This window comes from Streptomyces sp. NPDC093544 (assembly GCF_040683495.1).
In the GTDB taxonomy this organism is placed as follows: Bacteria; Actinomycetota; Actinomycetes; order Streptomycetales; family Streptomycetaceae; genus Streptomyces.
Window position 1 is genome coordinate 394,264 of sequence record NZ_JBFBEA010000002.1, and the last position, 21,315, is coordinate 415,578.

Here is a 21,315-nt window from a genome sequence, read left to right on the forward strand (position 1 = left end):
GTAGCGCTCACTTGGCCTCCTCCTGCCAGCGGTAGCCGCGCGGCGTCACCATACGGCCGGCGATCTCACGGGTCGCCGTGTTGCCCACGGTCACCACGGTCATCATGTCCACCGTCGCCGGGTCGAGTCCCGAGAGGGTGGTGAGCCGGCTGGACTCGTCGGGGCGGGAAGCGTTCCGTACGACACCCACCGGCGTGGTCGGCTCCCGGTGCTCGGCGAGGACCGCCAGCGCCTTCGGAAGCTGCCAGTCACGGCCCCGGCTGCGCGGGTTGTAGAAGGTCACGACGATGTCGGCCTCGGCCGCCGCCCGTACCCGCCGTTCGATGATCTCCCACGGCGTGTGCAGATCGGAGAGGCTGATCGACACATGGTCGTGTCCGAGCGGCGCGCCCAGGATCGCCCCCGCCGCGAGCGCGGCGGTCACCCCGGGCACCCCGACCACGTCGATGTCGTCGGACGCCTCGGCCAGCGCGGGCGACGCCATCGCGTACACGCCCGCGTCCCCGCTGCCGATCAGTGCGACGGCCTGCCCGCGCCGGGCCTCCTCGACCGCCGTACGCGCCCGCTCCTCCTCGGCGCCGAGCCCCGACTCCAGGACGCGGGTACCGGGCCGCAGCAGATCGCGGATCTGGTCGACGTACTGATCGAGCCCGACGAGCACGGACGACCGCCGCAGCTCCGCCTTCGCACGCGGCGTCAGCAGATCGCGAGCGCCCGGGCCGAGCCCGACCACCGCGAGGCGGCCGCGTGTGGCCCGGCGTACGACCGCACAGGTCGCCATCGCCGGACGTCCGTCCGCGCGCGACGACTTCCGCTTGGGGACGAGGAGTTCACCGCCGCCCGCGAGCGCCGCGGCCTCCGCGACGGAGGGGGTGCCGACCGCGGCGAGCGGCGCGTCGGAGGGGTTCGGCACGTCGACCTTCGCCAACTCCTCGGCGCTGTACGTCACCACGGGCACCCCGAGCCGCTCGGCGGCCCCGACGATGCCGGGCTCCTGCGCCTTGGCGTCGACGGTGGCGAACCCGGCAACGGACTTCACCGACAACCCGGCGTCGAGCAGGGTGTCTTGGACGAGGTCGAGGACCTCGTCGACGGGTGCACCTCTGGAGGCGCCGACACCGACGACGAGGGAGGGCGGACGCAGGACCACGTTTCGGTCGGCGGGCGGAACCAGACGGTCGGTGACCCGGATCGCGTGCACACCGCCCGACGCGACCGGCAGCGGCGGGAGAGGCCACGCCAACTCGGCGTGCAGAGCGACGGGTTCACCGTCGAGCAGGGCGCGGGTGACCCCGGCGACATCCCCCTCCACAGGAAACCCGAGCGTGTCGAGCCCCGGCACCCCCACCGCGTCCGTCGCCGTAGTCACCACCGGCTCCGCCCCGAGCAACTCACCCACCTCGCGGGCGAGTTCATTGGCGCCCCCGGCATGCCCTCCGACCAGCGACACGGCGAACCGCCCCGCCTCGTCGACGCACACGACCCCCGGGTCGGACGCCTTGTCGCCCAACAGCGGCGCGACCAGCCGCACCACCGCCCCGGTGGCAAGGAAACAGACCACCTGGTCGCACTCGGCGAACGCGCGCCGCACGGCGTCGCCGACGGACCCGTCGTACACCCGCGCACGTGTAGGCCACGCCGCGGCCAGCCGGTCACGGGCAGCCGCGCCCGCCGCCGTGGCGGAAATCAGGCCGATCACTGGGGGACTCCTTCGGTACGCGCCGGAGGCCGGACGCCCCACAGCAGAAACACGGGATTGGTGGCCGAGAGCCGGTCGACGCCACCCGGCAGCGGCGCGAGCCGGGACGACTGCAACAGCACGCCCTCGCAGTCGAACCCGGCACCGGTGAGCGCGTCCCGCGCCGCGGGCACCCGGTCGATCGAGGCCATGGCGACCACGACGGCGCGCCGGGCCCGCCGCGCGCAGGCCGTGACGATGGCGGGCAGTTCGCGCCCCCCGCCGCCGATGAAGACCGCGTCCGGATCGTCCAGATCGGACAGCACCGTCGGCGCGGCCCCGTGCACGACGCGTACGTCCACGCCGTGCGCCTCGGCGTTGGCGCGGACGCGCTCGCAGCCGTCCAGCGTCTTCTCGACGGCGGTGACGGCGGCGCCGAACCGCGCGCACTCGACGGCGACAGAACCGGAGCCCGCGCCCACGTCCCAGATCAGCTCGCCGAGCCGCGGACCGATCCGGGCCAGCGCGAGCGCCCGTACCTCGAACTTGCTGATCATCGAGTCGCGGTGGGTGAACTCCCGCTCGTCCAAGGCCCATTGGGCGGGTCCGGCGGACGGTCCGGCGACGGTCCGCACGGGAGCCAGGGCGCGCGGCTCGTCCAGGCACAGGACGACGCTCACCGCCGTACCCCAGTCACGGGAGGCGGCCTCCGCGGGTGTGACCCGCTCCACGCGCTCGTGTTCCGGGTCGCCCAGGGCGCTCGCGACGACGAGGACGCGTTCCCGGGAGTGGTAGGCGAGAGCGGCGCCCAGCTCGGCGGGTCCGGAGCCGGGACCGGTCAGCACGGCCACCTTCGGCTGAGACCGGCAGACGTTGACGGCCGTACGCAGATCGCGACCGTGCGCGCTGACCACCACGGCGTCGTCCCAGGGCAGCCCGATCCGTGCGAAGGCGGTGGCGACGGACGAGACACCGGGCCGGACATCCAGCCGCTCCGCGCCGAAGCGCGCGGCGAGCGCCCGCACGATCCCGAAGAACCCGGGATCACCGGAGGCGAGCACGACGACCCGGCGCTGCTTGTCCACATACCGTTCGATCACGTCGAGCGCGGGCGCGAGCGGACCGAGCACGACGCGCTCCGCCCCCTCCGGCAGCTGTGCCGCCGCCAGATGCCGCCGGGCCCCGACGACGAGCCCGGCCTCGGCAACGGCGGAAACGGCGTCGGGAGGCAACGGCGCCCCCGTACCCGTACCGACGACGGTGATGACACCCGCACCGGCGACGGTGTTCGCGTCAGCGTCAGCGTCAGCGTCTGCGCCTGGGTCTGCTCCTGCTCCTGCTCCTGCGACGGTCGTCACGACGGACTGCCCTTCCGTGCAGCACTCCGCGCCGCACTCCGCTCCGCGCGCAGCTCCGCCCGCGCCCGCGGGTCGGCCTTGCGGAACTCGTGGAAGTGACCGGGGTGGTAGAGGTGCGAGCGCGTGCCGCTCGCGTCCAGCGCCGGGCCGACCAGGAAGAGGGTGTGCTTCCAGAGCTTGTGCTCCTTGACGGTCACCTCCAGCGTCTCGATCGTGCACCTCACGAGCAGCTCCTCCGGCCAGGTCACCTGGTACGCCACCACGACTGGCGTGGACGTCGGATAGCCGCCCTCCAGCAGCTCGCGCACCAGCTGACCGCTGCGCGCCGCCGACAGGAACAGCGCCATGGTCGTCCCATGCCGGGCGAACTCCCGTACTTCCTCCCCCGGCGGCATCGGCGTCTTGCCGCCGCCGAGCCGGGTCAGGATCACGGACTGCGCGACCTCGGGAATCGTCAGCTCGCGCTGCGCGAGCGCGGCCACCGCGGAGAAGGACGAGACGCCCGGGATGATCTCGGTCTCGACCCCGATGTCCGCACACCGGTCGAGCTGCTCCTGAGTGCCGCCCCACAGCGCCGGGTCCCCGGAGTGGATGCGGGCCACCTTCAGCCCTTGCTCAGCGGCCCGCTCGTACACGGCCACCACGTCCTCCAGCGACATCGTCGCCGAGTCCAGGATCTCCGCGCCCGCCCGCGCGTGGTCGAGGACCTCCGCCTGCACCAGGCTGGCCGCCCAGATCACGACGTCGGCCTCGGCGATGGCGCGCGCGGCGCGGAACGTCAGCAGGTCGGCGGCGCCGGGCCCTGCCCCGACGATGGTCACCTTGCCGGTGGGGGCGTCGGCCATGGGATGGGGTCCTCTCCTACAGAGCATGTGGAACGGGTGGAACATTGCGGAACACGTGGATCATGCGAATCACGTGGATCATGCGGAACATCAGTGCGCTCGTACGGTGTGTGCGTTGCGAAACTTCAGGGCGTACCCGCGGACACGGGCCCGCGGAGGTGCGTGAACGGCGGTTGATCGGATAGCAAGGGCTTATGGCGGTCCTCGTCGCGCTCGGCGCGTTCCTGATGACGCTGGCCGGCGGCTGGACGGCACAGCGGGTGACCGATCGACGTCATCTGGTCCTGGGCCTGGCCGGCGGCCTGATGCTCGGCGTGGTCGGCCTGGATCTGCTGCCGGAGGCGCTGCACGCGGCGGGCGAGGAGGTCTTCGGCGTACCGGCCGCACTGCTGCTGTTCGTGGCCGGCTTCCTCCTCGCCCACTTGGTGGAACGCCTGCTGGCGGCACGACAGGCGGCGCACGGCGGCGAGGAGAAGGACGCCCGGGCGCCCGAGGTGGGTCTGACGGCGGCCGCAGCGATGGTCGGCCACAGCGTGATGGACGGTGTGGCGATCGGCGCGGCCTTCCAGGTCGGCGGCGGAATGGGCCTGGCCGTGGCCCTGGCCGTGATCGCCCATGACTTCGCGGACGGCTTCAACACGTACACGATCACGAGCCTGTACGGGAACGACCGCCGCAAGGCGATCATGATGCTCGTCGCCGACGCGGCGGCTCCCGTGGTCGGCGCCGCCTCGACGCTCTTCGTCACCATCCCGGAGCAACTGCTCGGCTGCTATCTCGGCCTCTTCGGCGGCGTACTCCTCTATCTCGCGGCCGCCGAGATCCTCCCCGAGGCACACCACGAACACCCCGCCCGCTCGACCCTGCTGTGCACGGTCGCGGGCGCGGCCTTCATCTGGCTGGTGGTGGGCCTCGCGGGCTGACGAACCGCTTGTCATAGTTTCCCGCCGCGCCCGCCCTCGCGCCGCGCGGGCGCGATGAGCGTCGAGAGATACGGCAGCGGTCCGCCGTCGAGTTCGGCCGCGGGCCTGATCGACTCGCTCTCCAGGCCGAGCGCGGACCCCCACACGGCGTCGTCGAGCCGCCCGGTCTCGCGCAGCGCCTCGGCCACCTCCGCGGCCTGCCGCCCGAACTTGTACGCGACGACGGTGCCCGGCCCGTTCAGGGCGTCCTTGAGGACAGCGGACCCGGCCGTCACCGGCACGAGGGTGAGCGGCTCGGTCCCCTCGGTGAGTACGGCTCCGGACCGCGCGGCGAGATCCTGCATGGCGGTGATACCGGGCACGGTCTCGACGACGGTCCCCGGCACGAGCCCCACGATGGTCTGCGCGAGATAGGTGAAGGTGGAGTACACGTTGGGATCGCCGATGGTGGCGAAGGCGACGACGGAGTGCGCGCCCAGCAGCCCGGCCACCCGCTCCCCGGCCGCGTCCCAGGCCGCCTCCCGCCGGCCACGGTCCGTCCGCTCGTTCAGCGCGAACACGACCCGTACGACCTTCTCCTCGGGCACGTAGTGCAGGACGGTCGCCTCGGCCCGCCCCCGCTCGCCCCCATCTTTTCCATCAGACGCAGCCATCACGGGTACGACGACGACCTCGGCGGCCCGCAGGGCGTTGACGCCCTTGACGGTCACCAGCTCCGGGTCACCGGGCCCGACCCCGACTCCGATCAGCTTGCTGCTCATGACGTCAGGCACCTCTCCACGAACCGACGGGCGACACCGGGCTCGGACGCCCAGTGCGTGTGCAGATAACTCGCGTGCACACCGTGTTGTACGAAACCTTCGACCATCTTCCGAGGAGCCCGCACACCCCAGGCGGGAGCCGTCCCGGCACCGGGTTCGACGACGGTCCGGTGGAACTCGTGCCCGCGCATCCGCGTCCCGGCCACGGCGAGCACACTGTCCGACAGGGCGACGGCGTCCCGGTAGCCCAGGGTCAGCCGTTCGTCCATACGGGCCTTGGCGTCGATCACCCCGCACATGGGCTGCCCGTCGAGCTCGCGCGACAGATACAGCAGCCCGGCGCACTCGGCGGCGACAGGCGCACCACTTTCGGCGAGCGCTGCAACAGCCTTCCGCAAGGGCTCATTGGCAGACAACTCGGGCGCGAACACTTCGGGAAACCCACCCCCGATGACCAGCCCGCCGACACCTTCCGGCAGTCGCTCATCGCGAAGAGGATCAAAGGTGACGACTTCGGCTCCGGCGGCGGCAAGCAGTTCGGCATGCTCGGCGTAGGAGAAGGTGAAGGCGGCTCCGCCCGCGACGGCAACAATCCGTGGTTTCAGCCCGTCCGGCGTTTGAGGACGAACGCCTTCAGCGCGATACGGGGGTCTGGGGGCGGAGCCCCCAGAGACGGGAACGGGCAGGGGCGAAGGGGGCGAAACACCCACAACCTCAGCCGCATCCCAAGCCGCACCCGACAGCGCAGGCGCACTACGCGCCAGCGCAAGCAGAGCATCGAGATCGCACCCCTCGCGCACCTGCGAGGCCATGGCGGCGACAGCCTCAACCGCTTCCACCCGCCGCTCGGCAACAGGCACCAGCCCCAGATGCCGAGAAGGCGTGTCCACCTGAGGAGCCCGCCGCAGAACCCCGAGCACGGGAACCCCGGACTCGTCGAGAGCCTCCCGCAGCATGCCCTCGTGCCGAACGGACCCCACCTTGTTGAGAATCACCCCGGCCACCCGCACCTCGGGATCCCAGGAGGCGAACCCATGCACCAGCGCCGCCACGGACCGGGACTGGGACGAAGCGTCGACGACCAGCACCACAGGCGCCCGAAGCAACTTCGCGACATGAGCGGTGGAGGCCAACTCCCCTTCCCCCGCGGCCCCGTCGTACAGCCCCATCACACCCTCGACAACAGCGAGATCGCACCCCCGGGCGCCATGCCCGAACAACGGCGCGACCAACTCCGCCCCACACAGATACGCGTCGAGATTCCGCCCCACACGCCCGGTGGCGAGCGCGTGATACCCGGGATCGATGTAGTCGGGCCCCACCTTGTGCGGAGACACGGCAAGCCCCCGCGAGGCGAACGCGGCCATCAACCCCGTGGCAACGGTGGTCTTGCCGCTGCCCGAGGAAGGCGCGGCAATGACCAGCCGAGGAACGGAAATCACCACTCGATGCCCCTCTGGCCCTTCTGACCGGCGTCCATCGGATGCTTGACCTTGGACATGTCGGTCACCAGATCGGCGAACTCCACCAGCTTCTCGGGAGCGTTACGGCCGGTGATCACCACATGCTGGGTCCCGGGCCGGTCCCGCAGCACACCCACCACTTCGTCGACATCGATCCACCCCCAGTGCATGGGATAGGCGAACTCGTCGAGGACGTACAGCTGGTACGTCTCGGCGGCCAGGTCCCTCTTGACCTGCTCCCACCCCTCGCGGGCCTTCTCCTCGTTGTCCATCTGGGAGTCGCGCTGCACCCACGACCAGCCCTCGCCCATCTTGTGCCAGTCGACGGTCCCGCCCTCACCGCTGGCGCCGAGCACCCGCAGCGCGTTCTCCTCGCCGACCTTCCACTTCGCCGACTTGACGAACTGGAACACGCCGATGGGCCAGCCCTGATTCCAGGCGCGCAGGGCAAGCCCGAACGCGGCCGTCGACTTACCCTTCCCCACGCCCGTGTGCACCACGACAAGCGGCCGGTTCCGCCGCTGACGTGTCGTCAGCCCGTCCTCCGGTACGACACTCGGCTGCCCCTGCGGCACTACGCGGCCCTCCTGTTGTTGCCCTGCACGTCCCTGACGAGCCCGGCGATGGAGTCGGCCCGCAACTCCTCCAGGGTCACCGCGGTACCCGCCAGCTCCACGGCGAGCTGCCCGGCAAGACCCAGCCGCACGGCCCCGGCCTCGCAGTCCACGACCACGGACGCGACCGAGTCGGCCGCGAACAGCCGCGCCGCCCGCCCGGCGAGCGCCACCGGCTCCGGACCTCCGGTGGCCCGTCCGTCCGTCACCAGGACGACCAACGGCCGCCGCGCGGCATCCCGCAGCCGCTCGACGCGCAGCACGTCATGAGCCTTGAGCAAACCCGCCGCGAGCGGTGTCCGTCCACCCGTGGGGAGCGACTCCAGCCGTGCCGCCGCCGCGTCCACCGAGGAGGTGGGCGGCAGGGCGACCTCGGCCGTGGACCCGCGGAAGGTCACGAGCCCCACCTTGTCCCGCCGCTGATACGCGTCGAGCAGCAGCGAAAGCACCGCACCCTTCACGGCGCTCATCCGCTGCCGCGCCGCCATCGACCCGGAGGCGTCCACCACGAAGAGCACGAGGTTCCCCTCACGCCCCTCCCGGGTGGCCTGCCGCAGATCGTCCCGCCGTACGACAAGACCGCGTCCCGACCGGCCGCGCGCCAGCTGATGCGGCGCCGCCGCCTGCACGGTCGCCGCCAGGTGCAGCTTGGTGAGCGCCCCCTGGGGCCGCCGCGACCCGGTCGTCCGGCCGTGTTCGGTCCGCGCCCGCGAACGCCGCCCGGCGGCACCTTCCCCGAGCCCCGGCACACTCAGCACCTTCGTACGAAAGGGCTCGGCGGCCCGTACGGGGGACTGCTCGCCGCCGCCCTGAGGCTGCCCGCCCTCACCGGGCTCGGCCTCGGCGGGGGCTTCGCCCGGTGCGGAACCGTCGTCGGGTCCTTCGTCGGGCCCGTCCTGCGGAGGCTGCCCGCCGCCACCGGGCCCGTCCGGATCCGGATCTTCGTCGGATCCCCCGAACTCCTCCAGCGTCTCGTCGAGCTTGTCCTCGTCAAGTCCCGGCGCGTCAAAGGGATTCCGTCGACGCCGGTGCGGAAGCGCGAGCAGCGCCGCCTGCCGGACGTCCTCCGGGAGCACCTCGGTGCGTCCGGCCCACGCGGCCAGCGCGGTCGCCGTCCGCGCCATCACGATGTCGGCGCGCATACCGTCCACCTCGAAGGCCGCACAGGTGGCCGCGATCTGCCGCAGCGCCCCGTCCCCGAGATGCACGGACGGCAGCAGCGCACGCGCCGCCACGATCCGCGCCCGTACGGCGGACTCCTCATCCGCCCACCGCGCCGCGAAGCCGTCCGGATCGTCGTCGTACGCGAGCCTCCTGCGGACCACCTCGACCCGCTGATCGGGTTCCCGCGAGGCGGCGACCTCGACGGTCAGCCCGAACCGGTCGAGCAACTGCGGCCGCAGTTCGCCCTCTTCGGGGTTCATGGTCCCGACGAGCAGAAAACGGGCGGCATGCCGTACGGAGACACCTTCGCGCTCGACGTAGGAGGCACCCATAGCGGCCGCGTCAAGCAGCAGGTCGACCAGGTGGTCGTGGAGCAGGTTGACCTCGTCGACGTACAGGATCCCGCGGTGGGCGTCGGCCAACAATCCGGGCTCGAAGGCCTTCACGCCCTCCGCGAGCGCCCGCTCGATGTCGAGCGCGCCCACCAGCCGGTCCTCGGAGGCGCCGACGGGCAGTTCGACCATCCGGGCGGGACGCTTCGTACCCGGACCGACCTCGTGCGGCCCGTCCGGGCAGGCGGGATCGGGGGAGGCCGGCGCACACGAGAACCGGCACCCGGCGACGACGTCCACCTCAGGGATGAGCACCGAAAGGGCGCGTACCGCAGTGGACTTGGCGGTGCCCTTCTCGCCGCGCACCAGCACACCGCCCACCGCGGGCGACACGGCGTTCAGCAGCAGCGCGAGCCGCAGGTCGTCCTGGCCGACAACGGCCGTGAACGGAAAGGGAGTACTCACTTGTCGTCGCCCTCCAAGTCGCCTTCGAGCTCCAGATAGGTGGCGCGCAGCCGCTCCAGCGTCTCCGCGTCGGGTTCGGCCCACAGCCCGCGGTCCGCCGCCTCCAGCAACCGCTCGGTGATCCCGCGCAGCGCCCACGGGTTGGACTTCTTCATGAAGTCCCGGTTCTCGGGGTCGAAGACGTACTCCGCGCTGAGCTTCTCGTACATCCAGTCGTCCACGACCCCGGCCGTCGCGTCGTACCCGAAGAGGTAGTCGACGGTCGCCGCCATCTCGAAGGCGCCCTTGTATCCGTGCCGCCGCATCGCCGCCATCCAGCGGGGGTTGACCACGCGGGCGCGGAACACGCGGTGCGTCTCCTCGCCCAGCGTCCGGGTCTTCACCTGGTCGGGCGTGGCGGAGTCGCCTACGTACGCCTCGGGGCTGGTGCCCGTCAGATGGCGCACCATGGCGACCATGCCGCCGTGGTACTGGAAGTAGTCGTCCGCGTCGACGAGGTCGTGCTCGCGGGTGTCGACGTTCTTGGCGGCGACGGCGATGCGCTTGAACGCGGTCTCCATGTCGCCGCGCGCGGCCCGCCCGTCGAGCCCGCGCCCGTAGGCGTAGCCGCCCCACACCGCGTACACCTCGGCGAGGTCGGCGTCCGAGCGCCAGTTCCTTGCGTCGATGAGCGGCAGCAGTCCGGCCCCGTACGCGCCCGGCTTCGAGCCGAAGATACGAGCCGTCGCGCGCCGCCGGTCGCCGTGCTCGGCGGTGTCCTCGTCGGCGTGCTTGCGTACGTAGTTGCCCTCGGCGGGCTCGTCCAGTTCGGCCACCGCGCGTACCGCGTCGTCGATGAGGCCGACGACGTGCGGGAACGCGTCCCGGAAGAACCCGGAGATACGGACCGTGACGTCGATACGCGGCCGGCCCAACTCCTCCAGGCCCACGATCTCGAAGCCCGTCACGCGCCGCGAGGCGTCGTCCCACACCGGGCGGCAGCCGAGCAGCGCGAGGATCTCCGCGATGTCGTCGCCCTGGGTGCGCATGGCGGAGGTGCCCCAGACGGTCAGTCCGACGGACGTCGGGTATGCGCCGGTGTCGCTCAGGTACCGCTGGATCAGGGAGTCCGCGAGGGCCTGTCCGACCTCCCAACTCAGCCTGGACGGGATTGCCTTGGGGTCGACGGAGTAGAAGTTGCGGCCGGTCGGCAGGACGTTGACGAGTCCGCGTGTCGGGGAGCCGGAGGGGCCCGCCGGCACGTAACCGCCGTCAAGTGCCTTCAGGATGTGGCTGATCTCGTCGGTCGTTTTCGCGAGCCGGGGGACGACCTCGTCGCACGCGAACTCCACCACCGCGATGGCGTCCGGGAGTTCGACGCGGAGGACCTCACGCACGAGAGCGGTGCTCTCGGCTGTCACCCAGCCGCGCTCTTCCATGCCCTCCGCGATCCGGCGGCACAGTTGCTCAAGCAGGTCGATGGCGTCGGCGCCGGTCCGCGCGGGCCCTGCGACGAGCTCCGTCAGCTCCACCGGCACCTTCACCGGCGCACCGGGCTCGCCGAGCAACTCCTTCTCGACCAGACCGAAATGCTCGGCGAGGCAGGCGCGAAGACCGGGCAGCGCGTTCGCGGTGCCGCCCCACACCTGTGAGGCCCGTAGCACGGCCAGCACGAGATTCACCCGCGGTTCGGCCTCCGGCCCGCCGCCGAGAATGTGCAGCCCGTCCCTGATCTGTACGTCCTTGATCTCGCACAGATAGCCGTCGATGTGCATGACGAACGAGTCGAAGTCGCCGTCGTCCGGCTGGTCGTCGACGTGCAGGTCGTGGTGCAGCTCGGCCGCCTTGACCAGCGTCCAGATCTGCGCGCGCACGGCCGGGGCCTTCGTCGGGTCCAGGTCGGACACGAGCGCGTACTCGTCGAGGAGCTGCTCCAGCTTCGCCAGATCGCCGTACGTGTCGGCGCGCGCCATCGGCGGTACGAGGTGGTCGACGACCGTGGCGTGCCCGCGCCGCTTGGCCTGGGTGCCCTCGCCGGGGTCGTTGACGATGAAGGGGTAGATGAGGGGGAGTTCACCGAGCACGGCGTCGGGCGCGCAGCCGCTGCTGAGGCCGAGTCCCTTGCCGGGCAGCCATTCCATCGTGCCGTGCTTGCCCATGTGGACGACCGCGTCCGCGCCGAAGGAGTTCTCCAGCCAGCGGTACGCCGCCATGTAGTGGTGCGACGGCGGCATGTCGGGGTCGTGGTAGATCGCGATCGGGTTCTCGCCGAAGCCGCGCGGCGGCTGGATCATCACGACGACGTTCCCGAACTGGAGGGAGGCAAGGACGATGTCGTCGCCGTCGATGTACAGGTTGCCCGGCGGCTCGCCCCACGCCTCAAGCATGCCGCTCCGCAGCTCGGGGTCGAGCTTGTCGAACCATGCCTGGTAGTCGGCGAGCGGCACGCGTGCGGGGGCCGAGGCGAGCTGTTCCTCGGTCAGCCACTCGACGTCGTGGCCGCCGGCCGCGATGAGGCGGTGGATCAACTCGTCGCCGTTGTCCGGGTATTCCGTCAGCGCGTACCCGGCGCCCTTCAGCGCGTCGAGCACCCGCACCGCAGAGGCGGGCGTGTCCAGACCGACCGCGTTCCCGACCCGGGAATGCTTGGTCGGGTACGCGGTGAAAACGAGCGCGAGCTTCTTGTCCTTGTTCGGCTTGTGCTTCAACCGGGCGTGGCGCACGGCGATTCCGGCGACGCGCGCGGCCCGCTCGGGGTTGGCGACGTAGACCGGGACGTCGTCGGGACCCTGCTCCTTGAAGGAGAACGGCACGGTGATGAGCCGCCCGTCGAACTCCGGGATCGCGACCTGCATCGCCGCGTCCATGGGGGAGAGAGCGGCGTCCGACGCCTCCCACGCGGAGTACGAGGAGGTGAGGCAGAGCCCTTGCAGCACAGGGATGTTGAGGTCGGCGAGCGCCCCGATGTCCCAAGCCTCCTCGTCACCGCCGGCGGAAGCCTGCGAGGCGTGGGTGCCGCCGGCCGCGAGCACGGTGGCGACCAGCGTGTCGGCCTTGGCGAGGATCTCGTACAGTCCCGCGTCGGCGTCGCGCAGCGAACCGCAGTACACGGCAAGGGCGTTGGCCCCCCGCGCCTCGATCGCGTCGCACAGCGTGTCGACGAAGCCGGTGTTGCCGGACAGCTCGTGCGCCCGGTAGAAGAGCACGCCGATCGTCGGCCGGCCCTCGATGAACGCCCGCTCGCCGCTCACGCCGAACTCGGCCATCTTGCGCGGCTCTTCGAAGCCCTCGCCGGTGAGCAGCACGGTGTCGGAGAGGAAGCGGGCCAGTTCGGTCAGGTTCTCCGGGCCGCCCTCGACGAGATAGCGCAGCGCCTCGGCCACCACACCGGCGGGCACGGACGACTCGGCCATCAACTCCGCGTCAGGGACGGCCTCCCCGCCGAGCAGTACGGTCGGAATGCCGGACGCCTTGAGGAAGACGAGCCCGTCCTCCCAGGCTCGCTTCCCGCCAAGGAGCCGTACGACGGCGACGTCCGCGCCCCTGACCAGCTCGGGGAGTTCGGTGGCGACGTCCACCCGGGTCGGATTGCCGATCCGGTACGCGGCGCCGGAGGCCCGGGCCGCCAGCAGATCCGTGTCGGCGGTCGACAACAACAACACTGTGCTCATGCGGGCGCTCCCGGTGGAATGAAAGGCAGTCCTGACGGCGCGCCCGACTCGATGAGCCGCCACAGCGCGTCCGTATCCGCGTGTTCCTCGATCAGATCGCCGAGCCGGTCCAACTGCTCCTCGCGCAGCGCCGCGAACGACGTGTCGGCGGCCGGTACGAAGCGACGGCCCGCGGCGGCCGCCACCTCGCGCAGGAAGGCGCGCCGGAACCCGTCCGACTCCAGCGAGCCGTGCCAGTGCGTGCCCCAGATCTCACCGACCCGGCAACCGTCCAAAAACGGTTCCCCGCCGGTGACTTGGGCGACGCCGTGATGGATCTCGTACCCCTCGACGGGCTCGCCCAGCGCCTCGCCCACGGGCCGCGTGAGCGTCTTCTCCCGCGCGAACCGCACGCGTACGGGGAGCAGTCCGAGCCCGTCGACATGACCTGCCCGCGACTCGACCTCGTCCTCGATGTGCTCGCCGAGGAGCTGGAAGCCGCCGCAGATGCCGAGCACGGGCCGCCCCTCGGCGGCCCGTCGCGCGATCGCGTCCGCGAGCCCGCGCTCCCGCAGCCACTCCAGCGCCTTCACCGTCCCCCGGGTCCCGGGTACGACGACGAGGTCCGCGTCGGCCAGTTCCTCGGCCCGGTCCACGAAGCGCACGACGACACCCGGCTCGGCGGCCAGCGCGTCCACGTCCGTGAAGTTGGACATGAGGGGGACGGCGCAGACGGCGACGCGCAGCACGTCCTCGCCGACGGGCGCCGTGGCCGCGGACTCCCGGACCGCGCCCCTGAGCGAGACGGCCATCCCGTCCTCCTCATCGATCCCCAGGCCGTGCTGGAAGGGCAGCACGCCGTACGAAGGGCGTCCGGTCAGCCCGTGAAGCATGTCGAGTCCCGGCTCCAGCAGGGAGACATCCCCGCGGAACTTGTTCACGAGGAACCCCGCGACGAGTTCCTGGTCCTCGCGCGACAGCAGCGCGACCGTCCCGAAGAAGGACGCGAAGACGCCCCCACGGTCGATGTCGCCGACGACGAGCACGGGGAGCCGCGCATTGCGCGCGATCCCCATGTTCACGATGTCCGTCCGCCGCAGATTGATCTCGGCAGGACTCCCCGCCCCCTCGCAGATCACCGCGTCATACGTGCCCCGCAACTCGGCGAGGCACTCCAGCACGGTCCCGAGCAGCGCTTCCTGCCGCCCGCCGTGGTAGCCGCGCGCACTCATCTCACCCACGGGCTTCCCCATGAGTACGACCTGACTGCTCCGGTCACTCCCCGGCTTGAGCAGCACGGGATTCATCAGCGCGGTCGGCTCCACGCGGGCGGCCTGCGCCTGCATGGCCTGCGCCCGCCCGATCTCGGCGCCCTCCCGCGTCACGAACGAGTTCAGCGACATGTTCTGCGCCTTGAAGGGCGCCACCTTGACGCCCTGCCGCACCAGCCACCGGCAGATCCCGGCGGTCACGACACTCTTGCCCGCGTCGGAGGTGGTCCCGGCGATCAGCAGCCCGCCGCCGCTCATGAGTTCCGTCCCTGTCGCCTCAGCACGTGGCCGGCGGCACACACACCCAGCGCGAGCCAACTCACGCGCCGCGACAGCCGTACGGCCCGCTCGATGTCGCCGACCGCGACGGCGCGGCCCCCGCCGTTCAGTACGGGCCGGTGCTCGATCCGTCCCCCGTACGCGAGGGTCCCGCCCAGCCGCACACCGAGCGCCCCCGCGAACGAGGCCTCCACAGGCCCGGCGTTCGGGCTCGGATGCTTGCAGGCGTCCACCCGCCAGGCGCGCACGGCGCCCCGCGGATCGCCTCCGGCAGCGGTGGCGAGGGCAGCGGTCAGCCGCGCCCCCGGCCAGCCCGCGACATCGTCGAGCCGCGCGGAAGTCCAGCCGTAGCGCCGGTACTTGGGGGACTTGTGCCCGACCATCGCGTCGAGCGTGTTGACGGCACGGAACCCGACAAGACCGGGCACGCCGCCAACAGCCCCCCACACGAGAGCCCCCACCACGGCGTCGGAGGTGTTCTCGGCGACGGACTCGACGACGGCCCGCGCGATCCCGTTCGCGTCGAGCGCCTGCGGATCCCGCCCGCACAGATGCGGCAGCCGCTCCCGGGCCACCTCGACATCGCCGGCTTCGAGCGCGCTGCCGATCGCCCGGGCCTCCCGGCCCAGCGAGGTCCCCCCGACGACGGCCCAGGTGGCGGCAGCGGTCAGCGCGACGGAGGCGGTACGAGAGGAACGTACGGAATGACTCGCGAGCGCCGCGAGGCCGGTGGCACCGCCCGCACACACGACCGTGTGCAGTGCGCCCCACCCGCGATGGTCCCGCCACAGCACCCGCTCCACGGCTCCCGCGGCCCGCCCGAAAGCGGCGACCGGATGTCCGCGGCGGGGATCGCCGAGCAGCAGGTCGCCGAGGAGGCCGGCGGCGGCGCCGTACGCGAAGACGCGATCGGCACGCACCGGTTCAGCCGACCGTCAGGTCAGGCACAACCGTCGTTCGCAAGGCACTTGGGCAGCCGCGCATGGCGATATGTCCTCACTCAGGGTGTCCGCGCCCTGGTTCGAAGAGACCGACGGTGAGAGTTCCTGGCTCACGGGGACTACCTTCCCCGGTGACAGTGGCGGGACCGCGCCGGATTCGCACCGGCTTCCTCTCTTGCCGCCGTACTTGGCTTTGGCAGTCCACCACGGGGTTGGAAGACCCGTCAACTTGCTGTTGACCTGCGGGGAGAGAGTGTGCGAAGGCCCACACAAGGGTGGGGCGCGGGACGTTGACACGTCCCGCGCCCCACCCGAGGTGCTGCCTTGTTCGTGCGGTATCTGTGCGGCCTTGGGACGGCTGTCAGGCCACGATCAGATAGATCCCGTACGCCACCGCCGCTGCGCAGGCGGCGAAGCAGGCGTACGCGCCGGTGACCGCGAGAGCGGCGGAGCCGCCCTGCGCCGAGGCCGACTCGCGCCTGGAGAGGCCGACGATGCCGAGGGTGAAGAGGCCCACGAGGGCCACGGTGGTCACGAGGCTGACTCCGAAGACGGAGCCGAGGGCTGCCCAGTCGATGTGCATGCTGTTCGTTCCTTACACCGTGGCCGGAGCGGTGGGCTCCGCGTCCGGGGACGGGATGGTGGCCTTCAGCTCGCTGGTCAGGTCGCCGGTGAGCGGGCCCGCGGGCGGTGGGGTGACCGCGGCGATCGCCGCGGTGACGACGCCGGCAGGCTCGGCGGCGACCTCGTTGACGTTGTCGATGGTCACCGGCTGGCGGCGCGACAGCTTCCAGATGGTGCCCGCGCCGGCCACCAGGAGCGCGCCCGTCAGGACGATGCCCCAGGTGCCCTGCTTGGTGAGGAACTCGGCGCCGGCGCCGACCAGGCCCGCCGCCGGGAGCGTGAGGCCCCAGGCGATGAACATGCGGGTCGCGGTCGACCAGCGGACGACGCCGCCCTTGCGGCCGAGACCGGAGCCCATCACGGCGCCGGAGCAGGACTGCGTGGTGGAGAGTGAGAAGCCCAGGTGGGAGGAGGCCAGAATGACCGTTGCCGCGCTGGTCTGGGCGGCGAAGCCCTGCGGCGGCGCGAGGTCGGTGAGGCCCTTGCCCATGGTGCGGATGATGCGCCAGCCGCCCAGGTAGGTGCCGAGCGCGATGGCCATACCGGCCGAGACGATGACCCAGGTGGGAGGGTTCGAGTCCGGCGCGATCACACCGCCGGTGACCAGCGCGAGGGTGATGATGCCCATCGTCTTCTGCGCGTCGTTCGTGCCGTGGGCCAGCGAGACGAGGCCCGCCGAGGCGATCTGGCCGGCGCGGTAGCCCTTGGCGGTCGCCTTCTCGTCTGCGCGGCTGCCGATCTTGTACGTCAGCCGGGTGGCGAGCGTCGCGGCGAGTCCGGCCACGATGGGCGCGGCGATCGCGGGGAGCAGCACCTTGGTGACGACGGTCGAGCCGTTCACCGACGACCAGCCGGCTGACATGACCGCGGCGCCGATGAGGCCGCCGAAGAGTGCGTGGGAGGAGCTGGAGGGCAGACCCAGAAGCCAGGTCAGCAGATTCCAGAGGATGGCACCGACGAGCGCCGCGAAGATCACTTCGGTCCGTATGCCCTCTTCGTTGATGATGCCGCCGGAGATCGTCTTGGCGACCTCCACGGAGAGGAACGCACCGACGAGATTCAGCACGGCGGACATGGCCACCGCCGTCTTGGGTCTGAGAGCACCGGTCGAAATGGTCGTAGCCATCGCATTGGCGGTGTCGTGGAAACCGTTCGTGAAATCGAACACGAGAGCGGTGACGATCACGATTCCGAGGAGGAGCGTGATGTGTTCCATTTACCCAGGCTTCTATTTGGCGGCAGTGGCACGAGGACCGTAGGCAACCTGGGTGAACGGAAGATGAACTTGGGCGGGCTTTCGAGTGTCTCTATCCAGAGCTGCCCCTCCGATTGTGCTGGAGGGGCGGCTCTGGGTCCGGCCCGATGTCTCGAACACAGGCGGAATGCCGGGTTCCGCGGATTTCGCTAGCCCTTCGCGAGCTTCTTGAGCTGGGTTGTGGATCCGTTGAAGAGATTCTGGTCACCCGGCAGGCTGCCGCTGTTGTCGTACTGCCAGAAGGTCCAGAAGGACCAGCCGGCGGGCAGGGCGCCCGCGGTCGTCGAGTCGTAGCGCGCGAGCCACAGGGAGTGGTTCGCGCCGAAGGCGCGACTGCTGCCGGTGCAGGTGTTCCACCAGTGTGTGGTCGTGTAGATCACCGGACGGCGACCGGTCTGCCGCTTGACCTCGTCGCTGAAGGCCTTGATCCAGCTCACCATCTTGGCCTTGGTCAGGCCGTAGCACTTGTCCTTGCCGTACGGGTTGTACTCGATGTCGAGCGCGGGCGGCAGCGTCCAGCCGTCCGCGCGCCAGGCGCCGCCGTTGCGCACGAAGTGCGCGGCCTGGGCGGTGCCGGACGACTTGTTCGGCAGGGCGAAGTGGTAGGCGCCGCGGATGAGGCCCGCGTCGCGCGCCCCGTTGTACTGCTGGCTGAAGTACGGATTGCGGTAGGTGTGGGACTCGGTCGCCTTGACGTAGACGAACTGTGCGCCCTTCGCCCTGGCGCTCTGCCAGTTGACGTTCTTCTGGTGCGAGGAGACGTCGTGCCCCTTGGGGTTGCCGGCCGCGGAGGCCGGAACCTCGGCGAGAGCGGTCCCCCCGACGGTGAGCGCTGTGACGGTGGCCGCGATGACGCGGGCGCGATGGCGGGACGGTCTGTTACCACGGGCCATATTTCCCCCCGGAATGGCGACGTGCGTGACAAATCCCCCAGAGAGTACTGGAAGGACGTCGAAAGCTCGTCGATCTCCAGCCAATCGCCCATGAATAGGCGACGTGTGCCCATATGTGGTCTTACGGACGCGCGGATTCCGCCCTACCCTGCCCTCGCCGACGCCGTGTTGAGGTCGGCGCCTGGCAGGATCGCGGCATGGCTGAGCAGCGGCGGGACGCACGGGGCGATCGGGGCGGACGGGAGGGCGCGCAGGTGGCCCGTGATCGGCACGCGCCGGACGCGCGGGGTGCGGAGGAGCGGGCGTGGGACGAGCTCGTCGCGACGGCCCGCCGCACGGTCGCCGACGGGCTGGTCGTCGGTACGTCGGGCAACGTCTCCGTACGCGTCGGGGACATCGTCCTGGTCACACCGACGGGAGTGCCCTACGACAGGCTGACACCCGGCGACGCCGTGGGCGTCGACCTCGACGGCCGCCAGGTGTGCGGTTCGCTCCTCCCGACGAGCGAACTGCCCATGCACCTCGCCGTCTACCGCACCACCGACGCACGCGCCGTTGTCCACACCCACGCCCCGCACGCGACGGCCGTCTCGACACTCGTCCCCGAGCTCCCCCTGATCCACTACATGGCGGCGGACCTCGGCGGCCCGGTCCGTGTTGCCCCCTATGCGACCTACGGCACCCCGGAGTTGGCCGAGAACATGCGCCAGGCCCTCACCCACCGCACCGCCTGCCTCCTCCAGAACCACGGCACGATCGCCTACGGCTCATCCCTCGCCCAGGCCTACGACCGCACCGCCCAGCTGGAGTGGATGTGCCGCGTCTGGCTGACCGCGTCCTCGGTACCCGGCCTGTCACCCACACTGCTGACACGGGAGCAGGTGGACGAGGTGGGGGAGCGGTTGAGGGGGTACGGGCAACGGGGGTAGCGGCAAACGGGGGTAGGGACGGCGATGCGCTCGTGCGCCGGCCGGCTGGCCGGGTTTGGGCCGGCACCGGCCGCGCGGTGCTCCGTTTCTCCGGGCCGCGGGTCCGCTCGCCCGAGCGGGCGGGGGGCTTGTGATCCGGTTGGGGGTGGCAGTCCTTTCCGCCGCGGCGGTGCTTGTCCCGGATGCACCGGTTCGGTGGCGGCGGTCCATCCGGCAGTCCCGGAGGTCTGTCCGCGCGACAGCGCGGGTGATTCTCCTCGCGGTGGTGCGCCGGGAGCCCCTGCTTGCCGTGGCGCGCAGCGGGTTCCCCCACACGCCCGGCGCCGTGCAAATCACGTGCGCCACCGGAAGCAACGTCCCCACTTCCGCCGGGCGGCAGTTCCTCCCGCGGCAGCGCTGCTCGCCCAGACGCACCGGTTCTGCGGTGCCGAGCCATCCGATGGCCCGGGCCTGCCAGTGCGACAGCCTGGATGAGGCGCCCCACGCCGCGGCGCGCAACCGACCCCCGAAGACCCCGACCGCCCCGAAGATCTGCGGCGCGGAAACAGACACGCCACCGGAAGCAACGGCCCCTCTCCGTCGGGGAGACGTCATCCCAAGGCCCGCCCCCGCTGGCCGATAGCGGGCTCCCCCGGGAGACTGGACGCGTGCGCACTGTCAAAGCGACGGCCGCAGCCGTCACCGTAGCCATCGCCGCGGGCGCAGCCTCCGTCGCGGCGGGCCGACTCGCCAGCGACGCCGCGCTGAAGGCGCCGCCCGGCAGGCCGCTGCCCACCGAGCCTCGGCTCACCGTGCACGCCACGGCGGCGGGCGGGATCACGCTCACCCGTGACCTGGCCTCGCTGCGCCCGGGTACGTACGGCCTTGCCGGCGACGGCTCCCACGCGGTCGTCGGCCCGGTCCTGGAGGCCGTGCCCCACTCCGCCGACACCGTCGTACGCCGCCTGGAACGCGTCACCCACGGCGCCCTGGAGCCCGGCGACAAGGTGTGGTTCACCCCGAACGTGCACATCGGCAACCCGAGCGCCGCCCTCGGCCTCGACCACGCCGACATCGACGTCCCCGGCGAACTCGGCGCCCTGCCCGCCTGGTTCGTACCCGGTGTCCGTGACACCTGGGTGATCACCGTGCACGGCCTGGGCACCACCCGCGAACACCCCATGAACGTGCTGGAATTCCTGAACCGTCACCAGTTTCCCGTACTCGACCTCGCCTACCGCGGCGACCTCGGCGCACCCCGCTCCCCGGACGGCCTGAACCACCTCGGCGAGACCGAGTGGCGCGACGTCGACGCGGCGATCCGCTACGCCGTGCGCTACGGCGCCGACCAGGTCGTCCTCTTCGGCTGGTCCACCGGCGCCACCATGGCCCTGCGCGCCGCCGCGCACTCCGCGCTGCGCGAGCGGATCTCCGGCCTCGTGCTGGACTCGCCCGTCCTCAGCTGGGAAACCACGCTGCGCGCCCTCGCCACCGCCCGCCACACCCCCAGCGCCCTGCTGCCACTCGCCGTACGCGCAGCCCAGGGCCGTACAGGCGTGCGCGGCGACCGTATCGAGAACGCCGCGCACCCCGACCACCTCAAGGTGCCGACCCTGCTGCTGCACGGCCCGGACGACACCATCGCCCCCTGGGGCCCCTCCCGCCGCCTCGCCGAGCGCCGCCCCGAGCTGGTCACCCTGCACACGGTTCCGGACGCCCCGCACGGCGCCATGTGGAACGCCGACCCGGCAGGCTACGAAGAAGTCCTGCGCCGCTTCCTCACACCGCTGATGTAGCAGCGGCGGAGGGGCTGTTTTCAGCCTGTCCGCCGTGCGAGGACGGGCCCGTTCCGGGCGAGCGGGGACCTGCGTGCAGGGCCCGCACAAGCGCCAAGGCTCATTCCGTTTGGGTT

At 71.4% G+C, this 21,315-nt stretch carries 16 protein-coding genes and 1 riboswitch; of the genes, 3 read left to right on the forward strand and 13 right to left on the reverse strand.

The annotated features are described in order from the left end of the window. Positions 1 to 7: 7 nt before the first annotated feature. From cobJ to cobM, 3 genes are all read right to left on the reverse strand, one after another. Positions 8 to 1,699, reverse strand: coding sequence for a precorrin-3B C(17)-methyltransferase (cobJ, locus tag AB0N66_RS04105; protein ID WP_365428304.1), 1,692 nt, complete (start codon positions 1,697 to 1,699; stop codon positions 8 to 10). Beyond that, positions 1,696 to 2,943 (reverse strand): precorrin-6y C5,15-methyltransferase (decarboxylating) subunit CbiE, encoded by a 1,248-nt coding sequence (gene cbiE, locus AB0N66_RS04110; RefSeq protein ID WP_365428493.1) that lies wholly within the window; start codon positions 2,941 to 2,943, stop codon positions 1,696 to 1,698. The genes cobJ and cbiE overlap by 4 nt, the downstream gene beginning before the upstream one ends. 89 nt (positions 2,944 to 3,032) lie before the next feature. Beyond that, positions 3,033 to 3,881: a precorrin-4 C(11)-methyltransferase gene (gene cobM, locus AB0N66_RS04115; RefSeq protein ID WP_365428307.1), complete on the reverse strand. Its 849-nt coding sequence runs from the start codon at positions 3,879 to 3,881 to the stop codon at positions 3,033 to 3,035. Between the two features lie 194 nt (positions 3,882 to 4,075). Here cobM and AB0N66_RS04120 point away from each other — a divergent pair, with 194 nt between their 5' ends. After that, positions 4,076 to 4,804, forward strand: coding sequence for a ZIP family metal transporter (locus AB0N66_RS04120; protein WP_365428310.1), 729 nt, complete (start codon positions 4,076 to 4,078; stop codon positions 4,802 to 4,804). An 11-nt stretch (positions 4,805 to 4,815) separates the two neighbouring features. On the opposite strand, the gene cobI is transcribed toward AB0N66_RS04120, so the two are convergent. From cobI to AB0N66_RS04170, 10 genes are all read right to left on the reverse strand, one after another. Further along, positions 4,816 to 5,565 carry a precorrin-2 C(20)-methyltransferase gene (cobI, locus tag AB0N66_RS04125; protein ID WP_365428312.1) on the reverse strand — a complete coding sequence of 250 codons (750 nt, stop codon included), beginning with the start codon at positions 5,563 to 5,565 and terminating at the stop codon, positions 4,816 to 4,818. Continuing rightward, on the reverse strand, positions 5,562 to 7,010 hold the full coding sequence (locus AB0N66_RS04130; RefSeq protein ID WP_365428315.1) for a cobyrinate a,c-diamide synthase: 1,449 nt from the start codon (positions 7,008 to 7,010) through the stop codon (positions 5,562 to 5,564). The genes cobI and AB0N66_RS04130 overlap by 4 nt, the downstream gene beginning before the upstream one ends. Continuing rightward, positions 7,004 to 7,603 (reverse strand): cob(I)yrinic acid a,c-diamide adenosyltransferase, encoded by a 600-nt coding sequence (cobO, locus tag AB0N66_RS04135; RefSeq protein ID WP_365428317.1) that lies wholly within the window; start codon positions 7,601 to 7,603, stop codon positions 7,004 to 7,006. The genes AB0N66_RS04130 and cobO overlap by 7 nt, the downstream gene beginning before the upstream one ends. Beyond that, positions 7,603 to 9,603 (reverse strand): putative cobaltochelatase, encoded by a 2,001-nt coding sequence (locus AB0N66_RS04140; protein WP_365428320.1) that lies wholly within the window; start codon positions 9,601 to 9,603, stop codon positions 7,603 to 7,605. The genes cobO and AB0N66_RS04140 overlap by 1 nt, the downstream gene beginning before the upstream one ends. Then, on the reverse strand, positions 9,600 to 13,253 hold the full coding sequence (gene cobN / locus AB0N66_RS04145) for a cobaltochelatase subunit CobN (RefSeq protein ID WP_365428323.1): 3,654 nt from the start codon (positions 13,251 to 13,253) through the stop codon (positions 9,600 to 9,602). The genes AB0N66_RS04140 and cobN overlap by 4 nt, the downstream gene beginning before the upstream one ends. Beyond that, positions 13,250 to 14,761 (reverse strand): cobyric acid synthase, encoded by a 1,512-nt coding sequence (locus AB0N66_RS04150; protein ID WP_365428326.1) that lies wholly within the window; start codon positions 14,759 to 14,761, stop codon positions 13,250 to 13,252. The genes cobN and AB0N66_RS04150 overlap by 4 nt, the downstream gene beginning before the upstream one ends. Then, positions 14,758 to 15,702 (reverse strand): cobalamin biosynthesis protein, encoded by a 945-nt coding sequence (locus tag AB0N66_RS04155; RefSeq protein WP_365428329.1) that lies wholly within the window; start codon positions 15,700 to 15,702, stop codon positions 14,758 to 14,760. Before AB0N66_RS04155 ends, AB0N66_RS04150 begins: the two co-directional genes overlap by 4 nt. A 99-nt stretch (positions 15,703 to 15,801) precedes the next feature. Further along, positions 15,802 to 15,945: riboswitch (cobalamin riboswitch) on the reverse strand. A 139-nt stretch (positions 15,946 to 16,084) separates the two neighbouring features. Beyond that, a complete protein-coding gene (locus tag AB0N66_RS04160; RefSeq protein ID WP_365428332.1) occupies positions 16,085 to 16,306 on the reverse strand; it encodes a hypothetical protein in 222 nt (73 codons plus the stop codon). Between the two features lie 12 nt (positions 16,307 to 16,318). Next, positions 16,319 to 17,563, reverse strand: a complete 1,245-nt coding sequence (locus AB0N66_RS04165; protein WP_365428335.1) for an inorganic phosphate transporter — start codon at positions 17,561 to 17,563, stop codon at positions 16,319 to 16,321. A gap of 188 nt (positions 17,564 to 17,751) precedes the next feature. Further along, the gene (locus tag AB0N66_RS04170; protein ID WP_365428338.1) at positions 17,752 to 18,495 is read right to left on the reverse strand and encodes a lysozyme; all 744 of its coding nucleotides are present in this window, start codon (positions 18,493 to 18,495) and stop codon (positions 17,752 to 17,754) included. 197 nt (positions 18,496 to 18,692) lie between these two features. On the opposite strand from AB0N66_RS04170, the gene AB0N66_RS04175 reads away from it, so the two are divergent. Together AB0N66_RS04175 and AB0N66_RS04180 are read left to right on the forward strand one after the other, a co-directional pair. Next, positions 18,693 to 19,424: a class II aldolase/adducin family protein gene (locus tag AB0N66_RS04175; protein ID WP_365428341.1), complete on the forward strand. Its 732-nt coding sequence runs from the start codon at positions 18,693 to 18,695 to the stop codon at positions 19,422 to 19,424. Between the two features lie 647 nt (positions 19,425 to 20,071). After that, the gene (locus AB0N66_RS04180) at positions 20,072 to 21,199 is read left to right on the forward strand and encodes an alpha/beta fold hydrolase (RefSeq protein ID WP_365428344.1); all 1,128 of its coding nucleotides are present in this window, start codon (positions 20,072 to 20,074) and stop codon (positions 21,197 to 21,199) included. The last annotated feature ends 116 nt before the right edge of the window (positions 21,200 to 21,315 follow it).

Coding starts and splice junctions, on each gene's coding strand:
- cobM (WP_365428307.1), bottom strand. CDS start 3,881: ATGGCCGACGCCCCCACCGGCAAGGTGACCATCGTCGGGGCAGGGCCC.
- AB0N66_RS04120 (WP_365428310.1), top strand. CDS start 4,076: ATGGCGGTCCTCGTCGCGCTCGGCGCGTTCCTGATGACGCTGGCCGGC.
- cobI (WP_365428312.1), bottom strand. CDS start 5,565: ATGAGCAGCAAGCTGATCGGAGTCGGGGTCGGGCCCGGTGACCCGGAG.
- cobN (WP_365428323.1), bottom strand. CDS start 13,253: ATGAGCACAGTGTTGTTGTTGTCGACCGCCGACACGGATCTGCTGGCG.
- AB0N66_RS04150 (WP_365428326.1), bottom strand. CDS start 14,761: ATGAGCGGCGGCGGGCTGCTGATCGCCGGGACCACCTCCGACGCGGGC.
- AB0N66_RS04160 (WP_365428332.1), bottom strand. CDS start 16,306: ATGCACATCGACTGGGCAGCCCTCGGCTCCGTCTTCGGAGTCAGCCTC.
- AB0N66_RS04165 (WP_365428335.1), bottom strand. CDS start 17,563: ATGGAACACATCACGCTCCTCCTCGGAATCGTGATCGTCACCGCTCTC.
- AB0N66_RS04170 (WP_365428338.1), bottom strand. CDS start 18,495: ATGGCCCGTGGTAACAGACCGTCCCGCCATCGCGCCCGCGTCATCGCG.
- AB0N66_RS04175 (WP_365428341.1), top strand. CDS start 18,693: ATGGCTGAGCAGCGGCGGGACGCACGGGGCGATCGGGGCGGACGGGAG.